This window comes from Kitasatospora sp. NPDC041917 (assembly GCF_055589745.1).
On the sequence record NZ_JBVJBI010000003.1, the window covers coordinates 303441 to 328035 of the forward strand.

Sequence of the window (24595 nt, forward strand, 5' to 3'; positions counted from 1 at the left end):
GAAGGCGTGGATGTGGAGGAGCAGGAGCAGGCGCTGAGGAGCGTCAGGAGAGCGGGGAGATGACCGCGGCGGTGCCGTAGGCGCAGACCTCGGTGCCGACGTCGGCCGCCTCCGTGACGTCGAAGCGCATCATCAGGACGGCGTTGCCGCCGCGCGCCTTGGTCTGCTCGACCAGCCGCTGCATGGCCTCGTTGCGGCTCTCGACCAGGGTCTTCGTCAGACCGCGCAGCTCGCCGCCGATCAGCGACTTCAGACCGGCACCGATCTGGCTCCCGAGGTGGCGGCTGCGCACGGTCAGCCCGAAGACCTCGCCGATCACGTGGTCGACCCGGAAGCCGGGGATGTCGTTGGTGGTCACGACCAGGACGTCGGCGTTCGGGCCCTGCCCGCCGCCGTACTCGTTGATGTCAGCCATGGGACGCATCCTGCCAGTTCCTGCGTCCGAGTGACCGAGGCGTGGCCGGGCGGTGGCCGAGAACGCTTCCGGAAGCTGGTCCGGACCGGTGATCGGGGGGCCGAAAGGCCGTACCGTTAGCCCCATGGGCGAGCGAAGCGATCATCCACAGGGGCCGGGCGCGGCGGAGGACTCCGGCGCGCAGGAGATCGAGGCGACGGTGGTGCTGGGCCTGCGGATCACCGACTGGCCGGCCCTGCGCGCGGCCGCGATCAGGGCCGTCGAGGAACTGGACTTCGACGGCATCGACCCGGCCGGCCAGCGTCGCGAACTGCTGCGCGAGATCGCCGAGGACGCCAACGCGGCGCTCGGCGCGCTGCTGCATCCGGACCGGCTGGTGGCCGCCATCCCCGGGGTCGAGGCGATGGGCGGGACGCTGGAGATCAGCGTCACGGAGGACTTCACACCGGACTTCGCCGACCTGTTCCCGCTGGAGGGCGACGAGGAGGACGGCGGCGCGGGCGCGGACTGGACGCTCACCCCGCGCACCGCCTGCCTGCTCCACGCCCAGCTGATAGGCCTGGCCGACGCCGCGTACGACGACTTCGACGAGCACGGGGACGAGGCGATCGTCGACGGCGAGGACGCGGACTGGACGGTCTTCGCCCGGCTCCCCGAACGCACCTGGCGGATGCACCGGAGCTGGCGCCGCGCGATGGCCCGGGCCTTCGACGACCTCGCCGACGACCTCGCGCTCGGCGAGTGGCCGCTGCCACGCTGCCTGGCCGAGGACGTGGCGCTGCGGATGGCCCTGGTGGACGCCCGGACGCTGCTCGGCGCCCAGCCCGAGTCGGTGGCGGACATGATGGGCGACCTCCCGGCCGACCTGTACGACTACGACTGGGACGGCTGCCACGACGAACTGTTCGGGGTCTACGGGCCGGACGACGGCGATCCGGAGCTGGGGGCGGAGCAGCGCACGGAGGTGCTGCTGGCGGCCACCCACCCGGAGGGCTGGTTCCTGATGTACGAGGACGCCGAGGAGCGGGACCCGCAGCGCGGCTACCGGCGCTGACGGGGCGCTGCGCCGTAGGGCGGGCGTCGGGCACCGGGGCGTCGGGCACCGGGGCGTCGGACACCGGCGCATTGGACGCCGGCGCATCGGACGTCGAGGCGTTGGACGTCGGGCGCAGGGTGTCGGCCGCCGGTTCCGTGGCTGTCGCTCGGGCCGGGCGGTCCGATGGGTGGGTGGTTAGGCTGCGGGCATGTCCGATGTGCGTGGCATGCGAGGTCCGTCCCCCGACGATCCTCTCGATCTCGACGGTCCCGACGATCCGGGTGGTCCCGAAGGGGGCGAAGGGACGGGCGGCGAGCCGGGCCATGAGCCGGGCGATGAGGACGAACCGGCACTGGCCCGGATCGCGCTCGGGCTGGACGGGGCAAGGGCGGCGCAGCGCGGCCGGACGGCCGAGGCCCGGGCCGGCTTCGAGGCGCTCTGGGAGGCGCTGGGGGAACGGGACGTCTTCCACCGCTGCCTCGTCGCCCACTACCTGGCCGACCTGCAGGACGACCCGCGCGCGGAGCTGGCGTGGGACCGGCGGGCCCTGGCCGCCGCCGACTCGCTGAGCGCCGAGCGTGCCCGGACGTACGAGTCGGCCCTCCAGGTGCGCGCCTTCTACCCCTCTTTGCGCCTCAACCTGGCCTCGGACCACCTCAAGCTCGGCGAGCCGGACCTCGCCCGTGAGCAGCTCGAACGCGCCGTGCGCAGTCTGGACGCGCTGCCGGAGGACGCGTACAGCGCGAGCATCCGGACGGCGGTGGACGAGCTGCGGCAGCGGCTGCGGTGAGCGCGGAGGTGGACGCTGCGGCGGTCGGGCCGGGCCGAGTCGTCCGGAGTGGGGCTGGCATCCTGGACGGGTGACTGATCCTTCCGATGCCCCGACCCCCACTGCCCCGACCCCCACTGCTTCGACCCCCACTGCTCCGACTCCGGCTGTGGTTCCTCCGGCTCCGGTCTCCGAGCCCCCGGCCCCTGCGGCCGACCCCGGCGAGGCCCCGGAGCGAGAGGACCGCGAGGACCGCGACGAGCGGCCGCAGTACGTGCTGCCGCTGGTCGTCCGGATGGAGCGGGCCACTCCGCCGGGCCGGACGGACGCGCTGGAGACCTCGGCCCGGGCGGTGCTCACCCTGCTCGCCGACCCCCGGGTGACCGGGGCGGACGGCGAGTGGGCGGAGCGGGTCGCGGCCTGGGAGGACGCCCGGATCCGCAAGGTGGTCCGGCGGGCCCGGGGTGGGGAGTGGCGTCGGGCGGGCGAGCTGCCGGGCCTCACGGTGCACGGCCGGGAGGCCGAGGTGCGGGTGTTCCCGCCGGTCCCGCTGGACGGGTGGCCGAAGGACCTCGCCAAGCTCCAGGTGTCCGGGACGGACCTTGAGGAGACGGTCGAGGTCACGGCGCCCGAGCCGGGGCTGCCGGTGCTGTGGCTCAACCCCGAGCTGGAGATGAGCGCGGGCAAGACGATGGCGCAGACCGGGCACGCCGCTCAGCTCGCGTGGTGGCGGCTGGACGAGGCGCAGCGCAAGGAGTGGGCCGAGGCCGGCTTCGCGCTCGCGGTCCGAACGGCCTCGCCGCAGGCGTGGGAGGAACTCGTCCGCAGCGGGCTGCCGGTGGTCCAGGACGCGGGCTTCACCGAGATCGCGCCGGGCAGCTGCACGGTGATCGCGGAGCACCCGGCGCTGCGGTGACGGCGGGGGCCGGGCGGCTGTCGGGCGGCTGTCGGGCGACGGGTGGCGGCGACGAACGACGGCGAACAGATGACGGCTAACAGATAACAGCGGACGGATGACAGAGTTTGAAATCTGTCATCCGTCCGCTGTTCCCCGTCGCCCGTCAGCTCGGCTCGTACCGCCGCATCGCCCGCAGCCCGCCGTAGACCGCCAGGGCGGTCCAGAGCGCCATGATCAGCAGCCCGGTCCAGTGGCCGTAGTGGACGCCCGGCTCGGGCTGGGTGCGCATCGCGTACAGGCCGGCCCGGTCGGGTAGGAACTGGCCGAGTTCGCGGACACCGGGAATGGCGGCCAGCCAGGTGGTGCCCAGGAACACCATCGGGGTCAGCAGGCCGAGCGCGGCGCTGAAGTTGCCCAGCATCGCGGTCAGTCCGAGGCAGATCAGCACCATCATCGGGTGGTACAGCACACCGGCCAGGAAGCTGCGGGTCAGGCCCGGGGCGGAGAGGTCCAGGCCGACGGTGGCGCCGACGACCAGGAACGAACCCGCCGTTGAGGCCAGCCCGAGCAGCAGGCCCAGCCCGGTGCCGAGCGCGAGCTTGGCGCCGTACAGCCGGCCGCGCCGGGGGACGGCGGTGAGCGAGGTGCCCATCATGCGGGTGTTGAACTCCTGCCCCATCAGCAGGATCCCGAGGCAGGCCACCGCGACGTGCCCGAAGAGCAGTCCGTAGAAGATCCCCCCGGCCGGGTCCTCGCCGGCCGTGTGGTCCTTCGCCCCGTAGGCGGCGTTGACGGCCGCCGTGACGCCGACCGTCAGCGCCAGGGCGACCAGCGGGGCCGCCCACTGCGACGGCAGGGTGGTGAACTTGACCCGTTCGGCGCGTACCGCGTCGGCCATCGTGCTCATCGTCGCTCCCATGTCCCGTCTCCCATGTCCTTTTCGCCCGTGGTCACTTGGCGCGCCGCATCGCCCGCAGGCCGCCGTACGCCGCCAGGGCGGTCCAGAGCGCCATGATCAGCAGCCCGGTCCAGTGGCCGTAGGCGATCTGCGGGTCGTCGACATACCGCAGGGCGTACTGGCCGGCCCGGTCGGGCAGGAACTGGACCACCCGGCGTACCCCCGGGACGCCGCCGAGCAGTGGTGAGAGCAGGAAGAGGGTCGGGACCAGCAGTCCCATGGCGGCGGTGAGGTTGCCCAGCATGGCGGTCGTTCCGAGGCAGAGCACCACCACCAGCGTCTGGTAGAGCACCCCGGAGACGGCGGTGCGGACGAAGGCGGGCCCGTCCCAGTCGGCGGGGACGGAGGCCGCGTACCCGGCGAAGGCGCCCGCCGTGCCGACGGCGCCGACCGCCAGGCCGACCAGTGCCCCGAGCGTGAGCTTGGTGCCGTAGAGCCGGCCGCGTCGCGGGACGGCGGTGAGCGAGGTGCCGATCATGCGGGTGTTGAACTCCTGCCCGATCAGCAGGATGCCGAAGCAGGTCAGCGCCGCCTGGCCGAAGTTGAGGCCGTAGAAGACGCCGACACCTGGGTCGTCGGTGATGTTGTGGTCCTTGCCGCCGAGGGCCGCGCCGACGGCGGCGGTGACGCCCGCGGTGAGTACCAGGGCGAGCAGTGGGGTGATCCAGAGCGAGCGGAGCGTGGTGAGCTTGATCCACTCGGCGCGTAGGGCGTTGACGGCAGGGGACCCGGAGGACGTCACGACGGATGTCGCGGCGGATGCCACCGCGGATGTCGCGGCGGACGTCACGGCAGGGGGCGAAGCGTTCACGCGGCGGACTCCGCACGGTACTCGACGCTGTCGGCCGTCATCCGCATGAACGCTTCCTCCAGGGAGTCCTGTTGCACGGCGATCTCGTACAGCACCACGCCGTCGGCGGCGGCGAGCGCGGCGATCCGCTCGGGTTCGGCGCCGCTCACCTCCCAGGCGCCGCCGTCGACTTCGGTGGCGTCGAGGCCGTGTCCGGGGTCGCGGAGCAGGGCGGCGAGCTTGGTCGGGTCGACGGCGCGGACCCTGATCCGGGTCCGGCCGTGGCGGTCGATGAACTCGGAGGCGGCGGCGTCGGCCAGCAGCCGGCCGCGCCCGATCACCACCAAGTGGTCGGCGGTGAGCGCCATTTCGGTCATCAGGTGGGAGGAGACCAGCACCGCCCGGCCCTCGGTGGCCAGATCGCGGAGCAGGGTGCGGATCCAGCGGATGCCTTCCGGGTCCAGGCCGTTCACGGGCTCGTCCAGCAGCAGCACCGGCGGGTCGCCGAGCAGTGCGGCGGCCACCCCGAGACGCTGGCGCATGCCGAGCGAGAAGCCCCGGATCCGCCGTCCGGCCGCGTCCGCCAGACCGACCTGGCCGAGCACCTCGTCCACCCGGCGGGCCGGCAGCCCGTTGCTCGCGGCGAGCCAGCGCAGGTGGCCGTGCGCGGTCCGGCCGCCGTGCAGTGCCTGGGCGTCCAGCAGCGCTCCGACCGTCCTCAGCGGGTCGGGCAGTTCGACGTAGGGGCGGCCGTCGACCAGGGCGTGCCCGGCGGTCGGCCGGTCGAGGCCGAGGACCAGGCGCATGGTGGTGCTCTTGCCGGCGCCGTTCGGGCCGAGGAAGCCGGTCACCACGCCGGGTCGCACCTCGAAGGTCAGGTCGTCGACGACGCGCCGGCCGTCGTACTCCTTGGTCAGGCCCTGGATCTCGATCACGGCCCGCTCCCCTCGTCTCGTCGTCTTGGCGGTCTCCGCCGGTGCTCGCTGTGGTCGGCCCCGGGCGGTGGCTCCATTCGACCGGAGCGGGCCGGTGCGGCGGATCCCGCCGGGGCGGGGAGCCGCCTCCCTCCCGGGAGGGAGATCGCGGGCGACCGGCGCGGGAGCCGGGAGCCGGGGGCGGACTGGCAGGATGGCCCAATGTCCAAGATCGCAGTGCTGAAGAGCGCGGTGCCCGTGACCGCGGCGCCGCTGAGCGCGGTGTCCGGGCTCTTCGCGCCGCTGGTGGCCGGCGCCACGTACGCACGGATGCTGCACCTGCTGGTGGGGTGGTTCTTCGCGGGCATCGTGCTGATGGTCTATCCGGGGACGTACCACAAGGGCCTCGGCGAGATCCTGATGGCGGGCGTCTCGGTGGACGTCGTGCTGCTCGCGCTGGCGGCGCTCATACCGGCCGCGCGCCGGGCCGAGGGAGTGCAGGCGCGGCTGCTGCTGGTGCCCGACCGCGAGGAGGACATCGCCGCCGAGCCCTCCCGCACCTGGGCCGACCGGCGGCGGACGGCGGGCTGGCTGATCGGGCGGGTCGCGCTGGGTTCGGCGGTCGGGTTCCCGCTGGTCTTCGGAATCACCGGGGCCTTCGACCGGCTGACCGGCCCGGACGCTCTCTGGTACCTCCCGCTCGTACCGTTGGCAGTCCTCGGCTTCGGCTGGTTCCTGGTGTGCGCCGGCCGCCTCCAACTTGCCATGGCCATACGGCTGCTGGGCCCCTCCCCGGCCGAGCGGCTGGCCGAGGCGGAGCTGCGGGCCGAACGGCTCCTGGAACGCAACCGCTTGGCCCGCGAGCTGCACGACTCGATCGGCCACGCCCTGACGGTGACCGTCCTTCAGGCGGGCGCGGCGCGCGAGGTCGGGGACCGGGACTTCGTCGCCAAGGCGCTCGAAGTCATCGAGGAGACCGGCCGGCAGGCCATGGAGGACCTCGAACGCACCCTCGTGCTGCTGCGCGAGACCCCGGCCGGGGCGAACGGCGTGGCCACCGAACAGCCCGGGATCGACCAGCTGCCCACGCTGTTCGACACCGCCAGGGCGGCCGGCAGCCCGGTGGAGGCGCGGGTCGACGTGAAGCCCGGCACCCTGCCAGGGGTGCTCTCCCGCGAGTCGTACCGGATCGTCCAGGAGGGCGTCACCAACGCGCTCAAGTACGCACCGGGCGAGCCGATCGACATCCGGATCGCCGTGCGGGACGGCCGGTTGGAGCTGCGCTGCGCCAACCGGCTGCCCGGCGCCGGACGTTCAGCGAACGGAGCGGCGCGGCCTCCGGCGGGCGGGGCGGGCGGGGCGGGCAGGGGTGCAACGCGCAAGGGCGGAAAGGGACTGCGCGGAATCCGCGAACGCGCCACGCTGCTCGGCGGGGAGGCGGAGACGGGGCCTTCGGCGGCGGGCACGGCGGCAGGGGCGGGAACGGCGGCGATGGGCACGGCAGCGGCGGGAACGGCAGCGGCGGGAACGGTGACAGGGACGGGGGCCGCGACGGGGGCGACCGGGTCGATCGAGGAGGGGAGCGGGGAGTGGGTGCTTGCCGTGCGCCTGCCCCTACGCTTGGGCTCGTGACGAACGATCTTGCGATGGCAGGTCCGGCCGGAGGAGCCGCCGGGATGACGGACATCCTGCTCGCCGACGACGAGGAACTGGTCCGGGCCGGTCTGCGGGCCGTCCTGGAGGCGCAAGGGGACCTGCGGGTGGTCGGCGAGGCGTCCGACGGCGCGGAAGCGGTCGCCCTGGCCCGCGCGTTGCGTCCGCACGTCGTGCTGATGGACGTCCGGATGCCGGTGCTGGACGGCCTGGCCGCCACCCGCGAGCTGCTGCGCCCCGGCGCACCGGGTGAGCGCCCGCCGCGGATCCTGGTCGTGACCACCTTCGAGAACGACGACTACGTCTACCAGGCGCTTCGCGCGGGCGCGGACGGCTTCCTGCTCAAGCGCACCCGCCCGGCCGAGATCGCCCAGGCGGTACGGCTGGTGGCGGCGGGCGAGTCGCTGCTGTTCCCGGCCGCGATCCGCCGCCTGGCGGCCGGGCACGGCAACCCGACCGCCCGTGCGGCGATGGAGCGGGCGGCGCTGACCGAGCGCGAGGCGGAGGTGCTGCGACTGGTCGCGCGCGGCCTCAGCAACGGGGAGATCGCCGAGCGGCTGTTCCTCGGCGTGCAGACCGTGAAGACGCACGTCAGCAGCGTGCTGGCGAAGCTGGGCGCGCGGGACCGCACCCAGGCGGTGATCGCGGCGTACGAGTCGGGGTTCGTCGAGCCGGCGGAGTGATCGCGTCGGGGTGAGACCGCGCCGGAGTGACTGCGTCGGGGTGGCCGCGCCGGGGGGATCGCGCCGGGGGCGCCGGGGTGAGACCGCCGTGGGGCGTCAGGCCGGGTAGGCGTGCGTCTGGGTGGCCTTGACCGAGGCCCAGACCGCGGCGCCGGGCGTCAGCTCCAGCTCGGCGACGGCGGCCGGGGTGAGGTCGGCGGCCATCGGCAGGTCGCCGGCGAGCTCGACGCGGACCCGGTCGCCGTGCAGTTCCAGCCCGGTGACCTCGGCCTTCCACAGGTTGCGCGCGCTGGTCTGCGGGCGCTCCCGGTACAGCGTCACGGCCGAGGGCGGGAAGGCGACGAAGGCCGGGCCGTCCAGCTCCTCGGCGGTGGCCAGGACCGCCCCGTCCGGGAGCGTGACCCGGGTGCCCTCGGCCCGGCCCTGGTACAGGTTCAGCCCGACCAGCCGGGCGATGTAGTCGGTGCGCGGGTGCCGGGCGACCTCCGCCGGGCTGCCGGACTGCACCTGCCGGCCGTCCTCGATCACCACCAGCCGGTCGGCCAGCACCATGGCGTCCAGCGGGTCGTGCGTCACCAGCACCGCCACCGCCTCGAACTCGGCCAGATGGCGCCGCAGTTGGGACCGTACGTCGAGCCTGGTGCGGGCGTCCAGGGCGGCCAGCGGCTCGTCCAGCAGGAGCAGCCGGGGGCGCACGGCGAGAGCGCGGGCGAGCGCCACCCGCTGGGCCTGGCCGCCCGAGAGCAGGCCGGGACGGGCCGAGGCGTGGTCGGCCAGGCCCATCCGCTCCAGCCAGCCGGCCGCCTCCGCGCGCGCCTCGCGCTTGGGGCGGCCCTGGCAGCGCGGGCCGAACGCGACGTTGTCGAGCGCGCTGAGGTGCGGGAACAGCAGGTAGTCCTGGAACACCACCCCGACCGGACGCTCCTCGGCCGGGGTGTGCACACGCTGCGCCGGGTCCTCCAGGAGGCGGCCGTCCAGGCGCAGATGGCCGCCGGTGAGCGGGAGCAGTCCGGCGAGGGCGCGCAGGGCGGTGGACTTGCCGGCGCCGTTGGGGCCGAGCAGCGCGACCACCTCGCCGCGGGCGGCGGTGAGCGCGAGGTCGAGGGAGAACGCGGCGCGCTCGACCCGCAGGCGGGCGTCCAGGGCGGGGCCGGGGCGGCTGTCGGTGTTCATCGGGATGACGTCCAGGTGTCCAGAGTGCCCGGGAGGTCGAGCGGGTCCCTCGGGTCCCTCGGGTCCATTGTGTCCGCTGGGTCCACTGGGTCCGGGGGAGTGTCGCAGGAGGTGTGCGGGGAAGCGTCCGCAACGGTGTCCGAGGCCGTGCGCGCGGGCCGGGTCACGGAGTCGAAAGCCAGCGGTCGCGCAGGCCGACCAGGACGGCGACGGAGACCACCAGCAGCACCAGCGACAGCGCGATCGCCGCCTGCGGGTCGGACTCCATGGCCAGGTAGACGGCCAGCGGCATGGTCTGGGTGCGGCCCGGGAAGTTGCCCGCGAAGGTGATCGTCGCGCCGAACTCGCCGAGCGCCCGGGCCCAGGCCAGGACGGCACCGGCGGCGATCCCAGGGGCGATCAGTGGCAGGGTGACCCGCCGGAACGCGGTCAGCCGGGAGGCACCCAGGGTCGCGGCCGCCTCCTCGTAGCGGGGGTCGGCGGCCCGCAGCGCGCCCTCGACGCTGATCACCAGGAACGGCATCGCCACGAACGCCTCGGCGATCACGACCCCGGTGGTGGTGAACGGCAGCGTGATGCCGAAGGCCGAGTCCAGCCAGGAGCCGACGATGCCGCGCCGCCCGAGCACCAGCAGCAGCGCCACACCGCCGACCACCGGCGGCAGCACCAGTGGCAGGGTGACCAGCGCCCGGATGATCCGGCGGCCCGGCAGCTCGGTGCGGGCGAGCAGCCAGGCCAGCGGGACGCCGAGGACCAGCGACACCGCGGTGGCCGCGGTCGCGCTGATCAGCGACAGGCGCAGCGCGTCCCAGACGGCGGGGCTGGTGAGCTGCTCGGACAGGCCGCTCCAGGGGGCCCGGATCAGCAGACCGACCAGCGGCAGGATCAGGAAGGCCAGTCCGAGCAGCGCCGGGAGCAGCAGGGTGACCGGGACGCGGTGCGTGCGTGGCCGGCGGCTTCGCGGGCGCCGCCGCGGCAGGGCCTGCGCGGGTGCTGCCTGCGCGGGTCCTGCCTGTGCGGACTCCGCCGGGTCGCCGTCGGCGGTACGGGCCGGGTGGTCCTGCTCCGGGTGGTCCTGCTCCGGGTGGTCCTGGTCCGGGCGGTTCGGCCCGGAGCCGGTGGTGCGGTCGCTCACGGCGCCTGGAAGCCCGCCGCGGTCAGCACCTGCTTGGCCTCGGGCGACTGGACGTACGCGACGAAGGCGGCGGCGCCGTCCTTGTTCGGGGCCTTGGCGAGGGCGGCGATCGGGTAGTCGTTCACGGCCTTGGCGGCCTCGGGGAAGTCCACGCCGTCGATCTTCGCAGCATCGGCCTGGACATCGGTCCGGTACACCAGGGACGCGTCGACCTCGCCGAGTTCGACCTTGGTGAGCGCGCCCTTGACGTCCTGCTCCAGGGTGACCGGGGTGAGGTCGAGGCCGGCAGCCTTGAGCGCGGTCTGGGCGGCGGCGCCGCACGGCACCTCCTTTGCGCACAGGGCGACCTTCACGCCGGAGGCGGTGAGGTCCTTGAGGCCCGCGATGTGCTTGGGATTGCCCTTGGGGACGGCGATGGTGAGCGTGTTCTTGACGAAGGCCGTCGGCTGTCCGCTCGCGCCGCCCGCGTCCGTGACGGTCTTCATGGTGGCCGGGCTGGCGGCGGCGAACACGTCGGCCGGGGCGCCGGAGTTGATGCTGGTGGCGAGGCTGGAGCTGCCGCCGAAGTTGAAGGTGACCTTGGCGCCCGGGTTGGCGGCCTCGAACTTCTTGCCGAGCTCGGTGAAGGTCTCCTTGAGCGACGCGGCGGCGAAGACGGTGACGGTGCCGGAGGCCTTCGGGACGCCGCTGCCGGCGGCGGAGGCGTCCGGGGAGGTGGCCGAGGAGGCCGTGGAACCGGAGGACTTGCCGCCGTCGCTGCCGCAGGCGGTGACTCCGAGGGTGAGCGCGAGGGCCGCGGCGGCGGCGACGGCGAGCCTGCGGGTGGTGGGCGTGCGGGTGCTCATCGGTGGTTCCCCTCCAGGGTGCGCGCCGGAAGGGGCGCGAGGGACTGGCCGCAGCTGCGGCCATTACGGCGATCATAGTGCCGCATATGCGAGCGATAAATCCCCTGTCGGTTTGCACAGGCGGGAGCCGGCGCGGGCCTCCGGACCGCTGTGGGATGGCTCAAACAGGTCCGGGGGCCACATGGCGAGGGCACTTGGCGGGGCGGGTCGTGCGGGTGAGGAGGCGGGTCGTGCGGGTGGGGCGGGTCGCGCGGGTCATGTCGGCGGGGCCGGAAGGGGCGCGCGGAAATTGCGTCGCGCCGTAGGTGGTCGAACGGACAGAGTGGTGGCCGTCCGTACACGCGGCCGGGTTGGTCGCAAGCACCGCCGCGGCCGAACCAAGGGGAGGAGTCCTTCCATGTCCACGCTGCGCGTCACCGCGGAGAAGCTGACCGTCCTGGAGCACCCGAACGCCGATGCCCTGGAGCTCGCGCAGGTCGGCCTCTACCGGGCGGTGGTCGCCAAGGGCATGTACCGGACCGGGGACCACGCCGTCTACATCCCCGAACAGTCCGTCCTGCCCGATGAGTTGATCGATGAGCTCGGCCTGACCGGCAAGCTGGCCGGCGCCCGGGCGAACCGGGTGAAGGCGGTACGGCTGCGCGGCGAGCTGTCCCAGGGCATCGTCTGCCGGCCCGCCGCGCTCGCCGGCACCGACCTGGCCGCCGCGGCCGAGCGCGGCGAGGACTTCGCCGAACTGCTCGGGGTCGTCAAGTGGCAGCCGCCGGTGCCCACGTCGATGAGCGGCGACGTGGTCAGCGCGCCCGACCTGCTGCCCTGGGTGGACATCGAGAACCTCAAGCGCTACCCCGACGCCTTCGAGCCGGGCGAGCCGGTGGTGCTGACCGAGAAGCTGCACGGCAGCTGCTGCCTGGTCACGTACGTCGCCGCCACCGGCGAGGTGCAGGTGTCGTCCAAGGGCATCGGCGCGCAGGGGCTGGCGCTGGTCGAGGACGAGCGAAACCTCTACTGGCGGGCGGTGCGCGCCTACGGCATCCCGGCGGCCGCCGCCCGGCTGGCGGAGCGCCTCGGGGCCGAGCGGGTCGGCGTCTTCGGCGAGGTCTTCGGCGAGGGCGTGCAGGACCTGGGCTACGGCTCCTCGGCGCGCACCGAGCGGCCCGGCTACGCCGCCTTCGACGTCTCGGCCGTGGTGGACGGGCAGCTGAACTGGTTCTCGGCGGCCGAACTGCTGGACGGCGAGCTTCCGTTGGTGCCGGAGCTGTGGCGCGGGCCGTTCGACCCGGAGACCGTCCTGGGGTTCGCCCGGGGCAAGGAGAGCGTCTCCGGGCGTGAACTGCACCTGCGCGAGGGCGTGGTGGTGCGGCCGGTCACCGAGCGCTGGAGCCCGGTGCTCGGCGGGCGGGCGATCGCCAAGGTGGTCAGCGACGCTTACCTGACCCGCAAGGGGGGCACCGAATACGAGTGAGACGGGTCCGGATCCGGCCGGGCAGGTCGGCCCGTCGGTGGGTCCGGGCGCGGCTCCTTTCGGTGCTGACCGCCCGTCGGAAGCGGCGGCGGGCACACCCCTGTACAGAAGGAGTGCCGATGACCATCGAACTCGTCCCCGTTCGGGCCCCCGGGCTCGCGCCCGCCCCCACCTCCGCGATACCCGTCCCGGCGGGGAACCGCCTGGTCGGCTCGCTGTTCGACCTCACCCGCCGCCCGCTGCGCAGCTACCTCGCGGCCCGCCGCGACCACGGCGACGTGGTGCGCTTCCAGGCCGGGCCGCCCGGGCTGCGCGCCGACTTCTACGGGGTGTTCTCGCCGGAGGGCGTCCGGCAGGTGCTGGCCGTCGAGGCGGCCAACTTCCGCAAGGAGGACCCCTTCTACGACGAGTTGCGGACCAGTGTCGGCAACGGGCTGCTGACCAGCCAGGATGCCGAGTACCAGCGCCAACGCCGCATGGTGCAGCCGCTGTTCACCCGGCGCCGGGTGGACGGCTACGCGGACGCGCTCGCGCAGGAGGCGCAGTCGCTCGCCGAGCGCTGGCGGGCGGTGCCCGGCGGGGTGGTGGACGCGGCGGAGGAGACGTCCCGGTTCGCCCTGCGGGCGGTCGCGCGGATCCTCTTCGGCGCCGACGTGGAGGAGGCGATAGCGGTGGTGCACCGCAGCTTCCCGGTGCTCGGCGAGTACGTGAAGGAGCGCGGCTACGCCCCGGTCCGCCTCCCACGCACCTGGCCGACCCCGGCCAACCGGCGCGGTGCCGAGGCCCAGCGGGCGCTGTACGGGGTCTGCGACCGGATCATCGCCGAACGGGCCGCGCGGGGCGGCGGCGACGAGGACGCGGACGACCTGCTCACCCTGCTCGGACGGGCCCGCGACGAGGACGGCGGGCGGCTGGACCCGGCCGAACTCCGCGACCAGGTCCTGGTGTTCCTGCTCGCCGGGCACGAGACCACGGCCACCGCGCTGGCCTTCGCGCTGCACCTGCTGGCGATGCACCCCGAGCAGCGGCGGCTCGCCCGGGAGGAGGCGCGGACCGTCCTGGCGGGGCGGGCGCCGACGGCGGCGGACCTGGAGGCGCTGCCCTACATCACCCGGGTGCTGAAGGAGGCGATGCGGCTCTACCCGTCGGCGGCCCTGGGCGGGCGGCGGGCGGTCGCGGAGACCGTCATCGACGGGTACGTGATCCCGGCCGGGGCGCAGGTCGTGGTCGCGCCGCTGGTCACCCACCGGCACCCGGACCACTGGGTGGACCCGGAGCGCTTCGACCCGGACCGCTTCCTCCCGGAGGCGGAACGGGCCCGGCACCGCTACGCCTGGTTCCCGTTCGGGGGCGGACCGCGGGCCTGCATCGGGCAGCACTTCTCGATGCTGGAGGCGGTGCTGGCGCTGGGGGTGCTCCTGCGGGACTTCGAGGTGGAGGCGGTGGACCGGCGGGTGGCGCTCGCCCAGGGGATCACGCTGCGGGCGGCGAGCCCGATGCGGATCCGGGTGACGGCGAGCCGCTGACGGCCGGCGGCTGACAGCGTGCGGCCGACAGCCGACAGCCGACAGCCGACAGAGTTCAGCGGACAGATGACAGATTTCAAACTCTGTCATCTGTCCGCTGTCGTTTGTGCGCAGCCCCCGCACGCCGGCCGCCGCTCTGGCCGTCCTCTGGGTACACGACAGGGCCATCGGAACACATCACCCGCTTCCTGCGGGCAGCTTTTCAGATCTTTGTCTGACCGATTCCGGCTGCTCGGTAGCGTCCCACGCACCTCAGGCCGGAAGCGCACATGCGGTTGGCATATGCCATTCATGTGCAGTCCGCCCGGCCCGGGGCGCCCGGGCGCACCGCGTACCGCCTCCGGGCCCGACCGGTCGACCGGAGGTCCCATGGGCACTCTCAACCATCTCAGCCTCGGCTGGCTGACCCCCGCCCTCTCGTACCTGATGGCCTGCACCGGCGCCGCCCTCGGCCTGCGCTGCACGCTGCGGGGACTGGCCGCGAGCGGTCCGGCCCGGCGGAACTGGCTGATCACGGCCGCCGCCGCGATCGGCTCCGGCATCTGGACCATGCACTTCGTCGCCATGTTCGGCTTCACCGTCGACGGCACCGAGCTGCGCTACAACGTGCCGCTGACCGTCCTCAGCCTCGTGGTCGCGGTGCTGGTCACCGGCCTCGGCCTGACCGTGGTCTGCTACGGCCGGCACCGCGGCCTCTCCCTGCTCTCCGGCGGCGTCACCACCGGTCTCGGCGTCGCCGCGATGCACTACCTGGGCATGGCCGCCCTGCGGATGCACGGGGGCCTGCACTACGACGCCGGGACGGTCGCGCTGTCCGTGCTGATCGCGGTCGGCGCCGCGACCGCCGCGCTCTGGGCCGCCGTCACCATCCGCAACGTGTACACGGCCGCGGCCGCCGCGATGGCCATGGGCCTCGCCGTCAGCTGCATGCACTACACCGGCATGGCCGCCGTCCACGTCCGGCTGGAGCCGACCCGGACCGTTCTCGGCGGGGTCAGCCCGATGGAGTTCGTCTTCCCGCTCGCCGTCGGCCTCGGCTCGTTCCTCTTCCTCGCCTCGGCCTTCGTGGCACTCTCACCGACCGCCCAGGAGCGGGCCGGCTACCGGGAGGCGGGCGAACCGGCCGTGGAGGAGTCCCCCGCCGCGCCCCCGCACCCCGAGCGCGCGTGGCACGAGCCCACCCCGGCAGCGGACGGGCGGCGCGACGCCGAGCGGCACGACCGCGCAGCCTGAGCCGCGCTCGCTCCCCGCCCGTTCCCCGCCCGTTCCCCGCCCGCTCGCTCCCGGTCCGGCCCCGCAGCCTCCGCCCACCCGGCCTCCGCCCACCCGGCCTCCGCCCTCCCCGCCCGAAAGGCTCCTCACCCATGCGAGAAGACCGCGGTACCGCCCCCGGTACCCGCCGGGGTGCCCATGCCGGGCCGCCCGCCCGTCCGCCGCGCCCCGGCCCGTGGTTGCGCGGGCTGCGCCCCCGGACCGTCCGCGCCCGGATCATCGCCCTGCTGATGGTCCCGGTCGTCTCCGTCATCGCCCTGTGGGGGTTCGCCACCGTCACCACCGCCCAGGGCGTCTGGGGCCTGATGCGCCAGCGCGACGCCCAGCGCACGCTGCTCACGCCGGTCGCGGAGACGGTCGCCGGGCTGCAGGCCGAACGCACCGCCGTCGGTCAGCTGCTGGCGGCCCCAGCAGCCCCGGCGGCGACCCCGGCGACCCCGGCGACCGCCCCCAGCGCCGCCCGGGAGAGCGCCCTGCGCGAGGCGGCGGCGGCCACCGACCGGGCGCTCGCCCCGCTCTTCCCGGACCCCCGCCGACCCGACCGGGGCTACAACCGCGCCGACGCCCAGGGCCTGGGCGATGAGGCGGCCGCCCGGCTGGACGCCCTCGGCGGTTCGCTCGCGGCCCTGCCCGCACTGCGCGACCGGGCCCTGGCCAGGAGCGTCGGCTGGCCCGAGGCGTACGCGGCGTACGGCGAGGCGGTGGACCGGGCGCTCGCCGCCGCCGGAGCCGTCGCTCCCTTCCAGGAGCGCCAGGCGGCCGCCGACGCGCGGGTGCTGCTGGAGCTGGCCCGGTCCCGCGAACTGCTCTCCCGTGAGGACGCGTTGCTGCGCGCCGCCCAGCTGTCGGGCGGGCTCGGTGACGACCAGCTGCGGGAGTTCTCCGGCGCGGCCTTCGCCCGACGCGAGTTCGAGCGGGGCGCCGCCGCCGACCTGCGCTCCGTCGACCGGGCGGAGCTGCTCGCCGTCACCGGGGGCCAGGACCACCGCGAGCTGGCCGGGTACGAGGACAGGATGCGGACGGCCGCCGACGGTCGATCGGCGGTCGCGGCGGTGCCGGCCGACCGCTGGGCGATGGTCGCGGGCAACGTGGCCGGCGCGCTGCGGGGCGTCGAGGACCGGGCCGGAAGGCTCGCCGCCGAGCGTCAGGACCCTTACGCGCTGGGCCTGTTCACTCCGGCCGGGATGGCCGTGCTGCTCGGTCTGGTCGGCGTGGTGGCCTCGCTGGTGATCTCGGTGCAGATCGGGCGCGGGCTGGTCACCGAGCTGATCGGCCTGCGCAACTCGGCACTTGAGCTGGCCGGACGCAAACTCCCCGCGACCATGCGGAAGTTGCGTGCGGGCGAGGAGGTTGACATCGAGGCCGAGGCGCCCCGGCCGGTGGGGCGGGGCGACGAGATCGGCCAGGTGCACCGGGCGCTGGGGACCGTCCAGCGGGCGGCGGTCACGGCGGCGGTCGAACGGGCCGAGGTGCTCTCCGGAGTCTCCGGGGTGTTCGTCAACCTCGCGCGCCGCAGCCAGGTCCTGGTGCACCGCCAACTCACCCTGCTGGACGCGATGGAGCGCCGCACCGACGACCCGTCCGAGCTCGCCGACCTGTTCCGGCTGGACCACCTCACCACCCGGATGCGCCGCCACGCCGAGGGCCTGATCATCCTCTCCGGGGCCGCCCCCGGTCGGGGCTGGCGCCGTCCCGTTCCCCTGGTGGACGTGGTGCGCGCGGCCGTCTCGGAGGTCGAGGAGTACGCCCGGGTCGAGGTCCACCCGCTGCCGCGCGCCGCGGTGGTCGGTCACGCCGTCGCCGACCTCACCCACCTGGTGGCCGAACTGGTCGAGAACGCCACCGGGTTCTCGCCGCCGCACACCCGGGTGCACATCCGGGGCGAACGGGTCGGCAACGGCTTCGCGCTGGAGATCGAGGACCGCGGCCTCGGCATGGGCCCGGAGGTGCTGGCCGCGGCCAACCGCCGGATCGCCGCCGCCGAGCAGACCGACCTCTTCGACAGCGACCGGCTCGGCCTGTTCGTGGTCAGCCGGCTCGCCCGGCGGCAGGACGTCAAGGTCTCGCTGGTCACCTCCGCGTACGGCGGCACCACGGCGGTGGTCCTGCTGTCGACCGCGCTGCTGGCCGACGAGGCGGCGGTGGGGGCCGAGGACGTGTGGTACGGCTTCGAGCCGGTCGCGCCTCCGCTGCCCTCGGCGGCGTCGGGTGACACGACGTCGGGTGACATGGCGTCGGGCGGCACGGCGTCGGGTGGCGCGGTGGCGTCGGGTGCTGCCCCGACCGCCGCGTCGGGTGCCGCGGCGGTCGGCCCGGGGCCGGTGGAGCCGGTGCTCGCCGATCCGGCGGATCACCGCGCTGTCCCGGAGCGGGAGTTCACCCCGGAGCACGGCCACGCGGAGCGGCCGGCGGGCGGTCCGGGCGGTGGCCCGAACGGTGGCTCACCGGGTCTCCCGACCGGCGTCTCGGGACACCCGGGGCACCCCGGGCGCCGGGATGACCCGGGGCACCGGGAGCACCCGCAGGGCGGGACGAGTGACGGGCTTCCGGCGGCGGGTGGGCCGCCGCCGGAGGGTGGGGCGCTGCTGCCGTTCGGTGTCCGGGGCAGTGCCCCCGGGCCGGTGCGCCGCACCCCCTTCCGGGCCTCCGGCGCCCGGGAGGCCGGTCCGGCTGCGGACGGGCGCGCGGGTGCGGCCGCCCGTCCGCAGTCCGGGCCGCCGCAGCCGTACGGCGCGGAACCGTACGGTCAGGGCTTCCCCGCGGAGCCGGTACCCGGACCGGCCACGGACGGTTCCGGCTCGGACGGCGTCCGCTCGCGCGGCCCCGGCTCGGACGGTGTCCGTTCGGGCGGTCACCAACTCGGTCAGGGGCCGGAGGAGTTGCCGCGCCGGACCCGCCAGGCGAGCCTCGCACCGCAGCTGCGCGAGGCCCCGGCCCGTCCGCCTGCGCACAGGCGCCGTACGGCTGCCTCCTCCTCCGTCTTCGCCTCCGCCGGGCCGGGTTCCGGGGACGGGTCCGGCGACGGCTTCGGTGCGGCGGGCCGCAGCCCCGAGGAGGCGCGGGCGGCGATGTCCGCGTTCCAGAACGGATGGGCGCGCGGTCTGCACCCGGAAGGCCGGCGGGACGGGAAGCCCGCCGACCCTCCGCAGCCGCCGCGGGCGCACCACCCCCAATCCCCGTCCCGATCCGAAGGAGAGCGTCCGTGATCGCCACCACCCACCGCGCGGGAGCGCTGAACTGGCTCCTGGACGAGCTGGTCCAGCGCGCCCCCGAGCTCCGCTTCGCCGTGATGCTCTCCGCCGACGGCCTGGCCATGGGCACCTCGGCCGGGCTGGCGCGGGAGGACGGAGAGCACCTGGCGGCCGTCGCCTCCGGATTCCACAGCCTGGCCAAGGGGGCCGGCCGGCACTTCGGTGCGGGCGAAGTCCGCCAGACCATGGTCGAGTTGGAGGGCGGCTACCTGCTGGTCGCGGCGGCCGGGGAGGGCACCTGCCTCGCCGTGTTCGCCACGTCCCGGGCCGACCTCGGCCTGATCGCCTACGAGATGGCCAGGCTGGTCCGCCGGGTCGGGGAGCATCTGAGCGCCCCGCCGCGGGCGGTGGGCGGCCGGTGAATCCGGTGCCCCGCCCGTACCGCGGGGGACATCCGGAGCACCCGAGGGCCGACCCCGACGGGCAGCCCCGCAACCCGCTCGCCGCCGCCCACCGGGCGCGCTGGTACGACGACGAGGCCGGGCCGATGGTCCGCCCGTACGCGATGACCCGGGGGCGCACCGGGGCCGGGGAGCAGCAGTTCGACCTGATCGCCGTGGTGGTCACCGAGCCGCCCGACCCGACGGTCCTGCCCGGCGTGCCCGAGCCGCCGGTCGGCCCGGAACAGGCGCACATCCTGGCGCTGTGCCGGGGTACCCCGCTGTCCGTGGCCGAGCTGGCCGCCGACCTCGACCTGCCGGTGGGTGTCGTGCGGGTGCTGCTCGGCGATCTGCTGACGGCCGGGCTCATCCGGGTCCGCCGTCCCGTCCCGCCCGCCCTGCTCCCCGACGAGCGCATCCTCCAGGAGGTCATCCGTGGACTCCGCGCACTCTGACCACCCGTCCGCATCGTCCGCCCCGCGCGTACCGTCCGGACCGTCCGACCCCCTCGGCCTGTCCGATCCGTACGGCGGGCCGGATCCGTACGGCGGGTCGGATCCGTTCGACGCCGAGGACCCCGACGGCACCGTGCTCGCGCTCAAGATCCTGGTGGCGGGCGGCTTCGGGGTCGGCAAGACGACGCTGGTCGGCGCGGTCAGCGAGATTAGGCCGCTGCGCACCGAGGAGCGGCTGACCGAGGCCGGGCGCGAGGTGGACGACCTGGACGGTGTGGAGCGGAAGACCACCACCACGGTGGCGATGGACTTCGGGCGGATCACCATCCGCGAGGGGCTGGCGGTCTACCTGTTCGGCACCCCCGGGCAGGACCGGTTCTGGTTCCTCTGGGACGAGTTGGCCCAGGGGGCGCTCGGCGCGGTGGTGCTCGCCGACACCCGCCGGCTGACCGACTGCTTCCCGGCCGTCGACTTCTTCGAGCACCGGGGCATCCCGTTCGTGGTCGCGGTGAATCGTTTCGCCGGGACGCGGGAGTTCGGCCCGGAGGACGTCGCCCGCGCGTTGGACCTGGATGCCGGGACGCCCGTGCTGCTGTGCGACGCGCGCCGCCGGGCCTCGGGCAAGGAGGTGCTGATCAACCTGGTCGAGCACGCGGGCCGGGTGCACGCCGCCCGGCTGCTCGCGGACGCCTCGCCGGTGGGCTGAGACGGTGGCGGCGGAGGTGCAATGGGCGGGCGACGGACAAATGACGGATGACAGATGACAGCTTTCGAAATCTGTCAGCCGTCATCTGTCAGCAGTCGACCGCCGGTTCTGTCAGCGGTTCAACCGTGCCTCAGCTGTGCCACTGGAACACGATCCGCGTCCAGGTGGACCCGGGACACTTGCCCCAGACCGCCCAGGCCTCCGGTCGCGCGCCGATCCACAGGCCGGTGGTGTGCGAGCCGTCGGCGCAGTAGGTGATGGTGCGCAGTCGCCCGGAGTAGACGTTGCAGTAGCCCTCCCAGCGCCAGCCGTAGTTGCCCGTGATGACGCAGTGGTAGGCCTCGGACGTGATGGTGTTCCAGGCCTCGGCGGCCCCGGGGGTGACGGAGCGGGTCCCGGTCGTCGCCGCGGCGGCCGGCAGGGCGGTGGCCCCGAGTGCGCCGAGGGCGGCCGTGGCGGCCAGCCCGAACGTGGCGATCTTCCTGGCGATGCAGCCTCGCACGGTGGTTCTCCTTGCTGAGGGGTTCTCGTCGGGCGGGTGTCCCGGCCGTCGGGATGTCCGCGCGGTCCGAACGCGGATCGCGCGGTCCGAGCGAAGGTGAATTCCCGCCTCCCGTACGACTGGTGACGTGTTGCACACGAATGACTGCGCACAGTGAGACGACGAACTATGATGTGACCTGTGTCACAAGTAATCCGGTTGGCTCATGGTTCCTGCGGCCAGGACCGACCGGGTTCTCGGGGTGCCGATTTCCGGGGAGAGCGGCATGGCGGATTGCAGCGGTCGGAATGAGGGCGGCGGCGGACAGGAAAGGGACTTCGGTCCCAACGGGAGCGGCGGTCAATCGGCCGAATTCAACCAGGTGTTCACGGATCTGCTGCCCAGACTCCAGCAGGCGGCGGCCTCGCTCGCCGGCGGTCCGGCCGGTGCGGGGGACGTCGTCCACGACGCGTACCTCAGGATCGCCCGTCGGCCGGAGCGCTTCCTCGGCCATCCACAGCCGTACGCCTACGCGTTCACCACGATGGTGAACATCCTGCGCGACCAGTGGCGCCGGGAGCGCCGGCGGGTGTCGATGCCCGAGGTGCCGGAGACGGGCGACATCGGCGAGCGGGACCGGGGGCTGCCCGACCTCCGGGCCGGTGGGATGGCCGAGTTGCAGGCGCGGTGGGAGGTGATGCGGCTGCTCGGCTTCCTGACCGTCAAGCAGGCCCGTGCGGTGGTGCTGGTCGACCTCGACGGCTACAGCGTCGACGAGGCCGCCGAGCTGCTCGGGCTGCACCGCAGCACGCTGGCGGTCACCCGGCGCCGCGCCCACGGTCGGCTGCGCGCTGTCGTCCAGCGGGAGCGCGAGCGTGAGGGGGAGCGTGGTCGGGAGCACGATCGGGAACACGCGCGGGAGCGGGAGCGGAGCTGAGGGCGCGGCGGCGGGCGGGCGACCGCCGCGCCACCCCGACGCACCGAACCGTCGGCAAGTCGGCTCGGGCGCTGCCCCGGCCCGTACCCTGCGAATCGTGATCACGTACGAGGACGGCGGCCTGCGCGCACTGGCCGAGGACGGCCGCTGGCCCGAGCTGCTCGCCGCCTACCGGCAGGGCCGCGCGGCTGCCGTGGCGGAGGCGGGGGAGCAGACCGCGGCGGCGCTGACGGCTCCGCTCGGCCACCTGATCGCCTACGCGGCGCCGCCCGAGCTGGCCGTCCGGCTGTTCGACCGGGAGGGTGGCGCGGGGACGGCCGCCGGGGTGGCCGATCACGACGCCGGTCCGCTCTGGGAGGTGCTGGCGACCAGACATTCCTGGCTGCGGCTGGCCCCGCTGCTCGGTCCGGCCCCGGTGCGACGACTGGTCGCACACACCAGGGCGCTGCTCGGCGAGGATCTCTCGTACGCGGCCGAGCCCGATCCGGAGGGCGTGCCACTGCGTCTGGAACCGTGGGAGGCGGCGGGCTGGGGCGAGACGGCCCGGGTGCGGGAGTACCTGCCCGGCGGGGGCGCGCGCAGTGCGCTGCTGACCCTGCCGGCCAGCCGGGAGGGCCTGGGCGAGGTGGAACTGCCCCCGGCGGCGCAGCCGGGTGGCCGGCCGGCCGGACCGCGGGTCGCCCGGGCGCTGGCCGGGCTGGGCGCGCTCGCGCCGTGGGCGCAGACGGCCTGCGTCCGCGGCCAGGCCCCGGCGGCGGCCGCCCTGCTGGCCCGCGACCGGCGGGTGGTCGGAGGCTATCTGCCGTTCGCGCTCGCCTATCCGGCGCTGGTGCGGGCCGCCGCCGTGGGGCGGTCGCGGGGCTGTGCGCACGGGCGGCTGGGGCTGTGGCGGGCGCTGGCGGCGATGGCCGGGGCGGATGGCCAGGGCGGTGCGGGCCGTACGGACGGTGCGGACGGCGAGGATCATGCGGGCGGGATGGACCGGGACGAGGTGAACGCGCTGGTGGCCCGGATGCGCTGCTTCACCTGGCAGGAACCGTCGGCCGGGCTGCACCATCTGCACATCGCGCTGGAGGACCCGGCCCGTGGGGTGGCCTGGGTGGTCAGCGGCTCGCAGGAGTTGTGACGCGCCGGCCGGACTGCCACCGGACTGCTGCTGGACAGCCGTCGGACGGAAAACCGGACCGAAAGCCGGGCGGAAAGACGAAACCCTGGTCCGGCGCCGATTCCGGGGGTTGGTGGGAGGCGCCGGACCAGGGAGTGCGGGGGTGCCGCCGGGCTCAGACGCCGACGGGGGAGGTCCCCTGAGGGGTTCCCTGCGGGGTTCCGTGGCCGGTTCCCTGGGCGGGGACGTCCTCCGGGGCGTCGGTCGTGGAGCCGTCCGCCGCGCCGGCGGGCCCGGCAGGCGCACCGTGGGCGTGGGCGTCGACCAGCGTCAGCTCGTCGAACGGCAGCTCGCCGGCCAGCACCCGCCGGGCACGTTCGGCGTCGAGCTCGCCGGTCCAGTGTCCGATGAGCACGGTCGCGACGGCGTTGCCCGCGAAGTTGGTGAGCGCGCGGGCCTCCGACATGAAGCGGTCGATGCCGACGATCAGTCCCACGCCGTCCACCAGCGCGGGCTTGTGCGACTGGAGTCCGCCCGCGAGGGTGGCCAGTCCGGCGCCGGTGACCCCGGCCGCGCCCTTGCTCGCGATCACCATGAAGACCAGCAGTGAGAGCTGCTCGCCGAGCGACATCGGCTTGTCCATCGCCTCGGAGATGAAGATCGAGGCCATGGTCAGGTAGATGGCGGTGCCGTCGAGGTTGAAGCTGTAGCCGGTCGGCACGGTGATGCCGACGACGGGGCGGCTGACGCCCAGGTGCTCCATCTTGGCGATCAGGCGGGGCAGCGCGCTCTCGGACGAGGAGGTGGAGAGGATCAGCAGGAACTCGCGGCCGAGGTACTTCAGCAGCGCGAAGACGTTGACCCCGGCGACCAGGCGCAGCAGCGTGCCCAGCACCACGACGACGAACAGCACGCAGGTGACGTAGAAGCCGATCATGATGACGGCCAGGCTCTTCAGCGCGGCGGTGCCGGTGGCGCCGACGACCGCGGCCATCGCCCCGAAGGCGCCGACCGGCGCGACCCACATGATCATCGACATGACCCGGAAGACCAGGCGCTGCACGTGCTCGATCCCGCGCAGCACCGGCGCGCCGGCCGCGCCCATCGCCTGCAGCGCGAAGCCGGTGAACAGGGCGACCAGCAGGGTCTGGAGGACCTTGCCCTGGGTGAGGGCGGAGAACAGGGTCTCGGGGATCATCCCGAGCAGGAAGTCGGTGGTCGACTGGGCGCCGCCGGCGGCCGCCTGGGCGTGGCCGGACTTGGCGAGTGCGGCGGTCAGGTGCAGGCCGCCGCCGGGTTCCAGGAGGTTGCCGACGACCATGCCGATGGCCAGCGCGACGGTCGACATGGCGAGGAAGTAGCCGATGGCGAGGCCGCCGACCTTGCCGACCTTCGCGGCCTTGGTCACCGAGCCGATGCCCAGGACGATGGTGCAGAAGATCACCGGGCTGATCATCATCTTGATCAGGTTGACGAAGCCCGTGCCGACCGGCTTCAGCTCCACGGCGAACCCGGGGGCGGCCAGACCGACCACGACGCCCGCGATCACCGCGGCGATCACCGCGATGTAGAGGTAGTGGGTCCGGTCCTTGCGTCTGGGTCCCGCCGCCGGGGCGGCTCCAGCGATCGACATCTGCGGCTCCTTTGCCGTGCAGTCCTGGTGGCCCCGGGGGGATGGGCCGCTCCGACTATGGGCCCCGAAGTGACGGAGGTCACGTTTGCGTTCATAGAGTTCACGAACGCGGCGG

Annotated in this window: 23 protein-coding genes; 14 read left to right on the plus strand and 9 right to left on the minus strand. The window is 74.4% G+C overall.

Annotation, left to right across the window (positions count from 1 at the left end; genetic code table 11):
• Positions 1 to 43: 43 nt before the first annotated feature.
• Positions 44 to 415, minus strand: coding sequence for a YbjQ family protein (locus ACZ6EM_RS05090; protein WP_359900518.1), 372 nt, complete (start codon positions 413 to 415; stop codon positions 44 to 46).
• 124 nt (positions 416 to 539) lie between these two features.
• Here ACZ6EM_RS05090 and ACZ6EM_RS05095 point away from each other — a divergent pair, with 124 nt between their 5' ends.
• The 3 genes from ACZ6EM_RS05095 (at position 540) to ACZ6EM_RS05105 (ending at position 3136) form a co-directional block, all read left to right on the plus strand.
• Entirely contained in the window at positions 540 to 1469 is a 930-nt protein-coding gene (locus ACZ6EM_RS05095) for a beta/alpha barrel domain-containing protein (RefSeq protein ID WP_452177936.1), read from the plus strand.
• A gap of 190 nt (positions 1470 to 1659) precedes the next feature.
• Positions 1660 to 2241 (plus strand): hypothetical protein, encoded by a 582-nt coding sequence (locus tag ACZ6EM_RS05100; protein WP_465771712.1) that lies wholly within the window; start codon positions 1660 to 1662, stop codon positions 2239 to 2241.
• A 148-nt stretch (positions 2242 to 2389) separates the two neighbouring features.
• A complete protein-coding gene (locus ACZ6EM_RS05105) occupies positions 2390 to 3136 on the plus strand; it encodes a peptidyl-tRNA hydrolase (RefSeq protein ID WP_465771714.1) in 747 nt (248 codons plus the stop codon).
• A 145-nt stretch (positions 3137 to 3281) separates the two neighbouring features.
• Here ACZ6EM_RS05105 and ACZ6EM_RS05110 read toward each other — a convergent pair whose 3' ends face one another.
• From ACZ6EM_RS05110 to ACZ6EM_RS05120, 3 genes are all read right to left on the minus strand, one after another.
• On the minus strand, positions 3282 to 4025 hold the full coding sequence (locus ACZ6EM_RS05110) for a hypothetical protein (RefSeq protein ID WP_465771715.1): 744 nt from the start codon (positions 4023 to 4025) through the stop codon (positions 3282 to 3284).
• A 43-nt stretch (positions 4026 to 4068) separates the two neighbouring features.
• Positions 4069 to 4818: an ABC transporter permease gene (locus ACZ6EM_RS05115; protein ID WP_401047626.1), complete on the minus strand. Its 750-nt coding sequence runs from the start codon at positions 4816 to 4818 to the stop codon at positions 4069 to 4071.
• A 65-nt stretch (positions 4819 to 4883) separates the two neighbouring features.
• Positions 4884 to 5801, minus strand: coding sequence for an ATP-binding cassette domain-containing protein (locus ACZ6EM_RS05120; RefSeq protein WP_465771716.1), 918 nt, complete (start codon positions 5799 to 5801; stop codon positions 4884 to 4886).
• A 201-nt stretch (positions 5802 to 6002) separates the two neighbouring features.
• On the opposite strand from ACZ6EM_RS05120, the gene ACZ6EM_RS05125 reads away from it, so the two are divergent.
• Both ACZ6EM_RS05125 and ACZ6EM_RS05130 read left to right on the plus strand, forming a co-directional pair.
• The gene (locus ACZ6EM_RS05125; protein WP_465771717.1) at positions 6003 to 7412 is read left to right on the plus strand and encodes a sensor histidine kinase; all 1410 of its coding nucleotides are present in this window, start codon (positions 6003 to 6005) and stop codon (positions 7410 to 7412) included.
• A 44-nt stretch (positions 7413 to 7456) separates the two neighbouring features.
• On the plus strand, positions 7457 to 8116 hold the full coding sequence (locus tag ACZ6EM_RS05130; protein WP_380349370.1) for a response regulator: 660 nt from the start codon (positions 7457 to 7459) through the stop codon (positions 8114 to 8116).
• 96 nt (positions 8117 to 8212) lie between these two features.
• Here the strand turns inward: ACZ6EM_RS05130 and ACZ6EM_RS05135 are convergent, their stop codons facing one another.
• The 3 genes from ACZ6EM_RS05135 to modA form a co-directional block, all read right to left on the minus strand.
• Positions 8213 to 9289, minus strand: coding sequence for an ABC transporter ATP-binding protein (locus ACZ6EM_RS05135; protein ID WP_465771718.1), 1077 nt, complete (start codon positions 9287 to 9289; stop codon positions 8213 to 8215).
• 163 nt (positions 9290 to 9452) lie between these two features.
• Positions 9453 to 10268, minus strand: a complete 816-nt coding sequence (locus ACZ6EM_RS05140) for an ABC transporter permease (protein WP_380349367.1) — start codon at positions 10266 to 10268, stop codon at positions 9453 to 9455.
• Between the two features lie 152 nt (positions 10269 to 10420).
• A complete protein-coding gene (gene modA, locus ACZ6EM_RS05145) occupies positions 10421 to 11269 on the minus strand; it encodes a molybdate ABC transporter substrate-binding protein (protein WP_401047615.1) in 849 nt (282 codons plus the stop codon).
• 397 nt (positions 11270 to 11666) lie between these two features.
• Here modA and ACZ6EM_RS05150 point away from each other — a divergent pair, with 397 nt between their 5' ends.
• From ACZ6EM_RS05150 to ACZ6EM_RS05180, 7 genes are all read left to right on the plus strand, one after another.
• Positions 11667 to 12734 (plus strand): RNA ligase (ATP), encoded by a 1068-nt coding sequence (locus ACZ6EM_RS05150; protein WP_452177930.1) that lies wholly within the window; start codon positions 11667 to 11669, stop codon positions 12732 to 12734.
• Between the two features lie 119 nt (positions 12735 to 12853).
• A complete protein-coding gene (locus ACZ6EM_RS05155) occupies positions 12854 to 14260 on the plus strand; it encodes a cytochrome P450 (RefSeq protein ID WP_359898621.1) in 1407 nt (468 codons plus the stop codon).
• Between the two features lie 369 nt (positions 14261 to 14629).
• Positions 14630 to 15493 (plus strand): MHYT domain-containing protein, encoded by an 864-nt coding sequence (locus ACZ6EM_RS05160; protein WP_401055078.1) that lies wholly within the window; start codon positions 14630 to 14632, stop codon positions 15491 to 15493.
• 131 nt (positions 15494 to 15624) lie between these two features.
• Entirely contained in the window at positions 15625 to 18738 is a 3114-nt protein-coding gene (locus tag ACZ6EM_RS05165) for a sensor histidine kinase (protein ID WP_465771719.1), read from the plus strand.
• On the plus strand, positions 18735 to 19145 hold the full coding sequence (locus ACZ6EM_RS05170; RefSeq protein WP_387684924.1) for a roadblock/LC7 domain-containing protein: 411 nt from the start codon (positions 18735 to 18737) through the stop codon (positions 19143 to 19145). The genes ACZ6EM_RS05165 and ACZ6EM_RS05170 overlap by 4 nt, the downstream gene beginning before the upstream one ends.
• Before the next feature lie 125 nt (positions 19146 to 19270).
• Positions 19271 to 19618 carry a DUF742 domain-containing protein gene (locus ACZ6EM_RS05175; protein ID WP_465771786.1) on the plus strand — a complete coding sequence of 116 codons (348 nt, stop codon included), beginning with the start codon at positions 19271 to 19273 and terminating at the stop codon, positions 19616 to 19618.
• A 133-nt stretch (positions 19619 to 19751) separates the two neighbouring features.
• Complete coding sequence (locus ACZ6EM_RS05180) at positions 19752 to 20324, plus strand: GTP-binding protein (RefSeq protein WP_401048668.1); 573 nt, start codon at positions 19752 to 19754, stop codon at positions 20322 to 20324.
• Positions 20325 to 20454: 130 nt separating this feature from the next.
• Here the strand turns inward: ACZ6EM_RS05180 and ACZ6EM_RS05185 are convergent, their stop codons facing one another.
• Complete coding sequence (locus tag ACZ6EM_RS05185; protein ID WP_401048662.1) at positions 20455 to 20826, minus strand: hypothetical protein; 372 nt, start codon at positions 20824 to 20826, stop codon at positions 20455 to 20457.
• Positions 20827 to 21187: 361 nt separating this feature from the next.
• Between ACZ6EM_RS05185 and ACZ6EM_RS05190 the strand changes: the two genes are divergently transcribed.
• Both ACZ6EM_RS05190 and ACZ6EM_RS05195 read left to right on the plus strand, forming a co-directional pair.
• Positions 21188 to 21742 (plus strand): RNA polymerase sigma factor, encoded by a 555-nt coding sequence (locus ACZ6EM_RS05190; protein WP_401048663.1) that lies wholly within the window; start codon positions 21188 to 21190, stop codon positions 21740 to 21742.
• 97 nt (positions 21743 to 21839) lie between these two features.
• A complete protein-coding gene (locus tag ACZ6EM_RS05195; RefSeq protein WP_465771720.1) occupies positions 21840 to 22868 on the plus strand; it encodes a hypothetical protein in 1029 nt (342 codons plus the stop codon).
• A gap of 154 nt (positions 22869 to 23022) precedes the next feature.
• Here ACZ6EM_RS05195 and ACZ6EM_RS05200 read toward each other — a convergent pair whose 3' ends face one another.
• Entirely contained in the window at positions 23023 to 24480 is a 1458-nt protein-coding gene (locus ACZ6EM_RS05200) for a cation:dicarboxylate symporter family transporter (protein WP_465771721.1), read from the minus strand.
• Between the last annotated feature and the right edge of the window lie 115 nt (positions 24481 to 24595).

Bases quoted from the DNA above. Each gene is read 5' to 3' on its own strand.
- ACZ6EM_RS05150 (WP_452177930.1), top strand. From the start codon at position 11,667: ATGTCCACGCTGCGCGTCACCGCGGAGAAGCTGACCGTCCTGGAGCAC.
- ACZ6EM_RS05095 (WP_452177936.1), top strand. From the start codon at position 540: ATGGGCGAGCGAAGCGATCATCCACAGGGGCCGGGCGCGGCGGAGGAC.
- ACZ6EM_RS05090 (WP_359900518.1), bottom strand. From the start codon at position 415: ATGGCTGACATCAACGAGTACGGCGGCGGGCAGGGCCCGAACGCCGAC.
- ACZ6EM_RS05135 (WP_465771718.1), bottom strand. From the start codon at position 9,289: ATGAACACCGACAGCCGCCCCGGCCCCGCCCTGGACGCCCGCCTGCGG.
- ACZ6EM_RS05200 (WP_465771721.1), bottom strand. From the start codon at position 24,480: ATGTCGATCGCTGGAGCCGCCCCGGCGGCGGGACCCAGACGCAAGGAC.
- ACZ6EM_RS05110 (WP_465771715.1), bottom strand. From the start codon at position 4,025: ATGAGCACGATGGCCGACGCGGTACGCGCCGAACGGGTCAAGTTCACC.
- modA (WP_401047615.1), bottom strand. From the start codon at position 11,269: ATGAGCACCCGCACGCCCACCACCCGCAGGCTCGCCGTCGCCGCCGCC.
- ACZ6EM_RS05160 (WP_401055078.1), top strand. From the start codon at position 14,630: ATGGGCACTCTCAACCATCTCAGCCTCGGCTGGCTGACCCCCGCCCTC.
- ACZ6EM_RS05125 (WP_465771717.1), top strand. From the start codon at position 6,003: ATGTCCAAGATCGCAGTGCTGAAGAGCGCGGTGCCCGTGACCGCGGCG.
- ACZ6EM_RS05155 (WP_359898621.1), top strand. From the start codon at position 12,854: ATGACCATCGAACTCGTCCCCGTTCGGGCCCCCGGGCTCGCGCCCGCC.
- ACZ6EM_RS05100 (WP_465771712.1), top strand. From the start codon at position 1,660: ATGTCCGATGTGCGTGGCATGCGAGGTCCGTCCCCCGACGATCCTCTC.
- ACZ6EM_RS05175 (WP_465771786.1), top strand. From the start codon at position 19,271: ATGGTCCGCCCGTACGCGATGACCCGGGGGCGCACCGGGGCCGGGGAG.
- ACZ6EM_RS05130 (WP_380349370.1), top strand. From the start codon at position 7,457: ATGACGGACATCCTGCTCGCCGACGACGAGGAACTGGTCCGGGCCGGT.
- ACZ6EM_RS05165 (WP_465771719.1), top strand. From the start codon at position 15,625: ATGCGAGAAGACCGCGGTACCGCCCCCGGTACCCGCCGGGGTGCCCAT.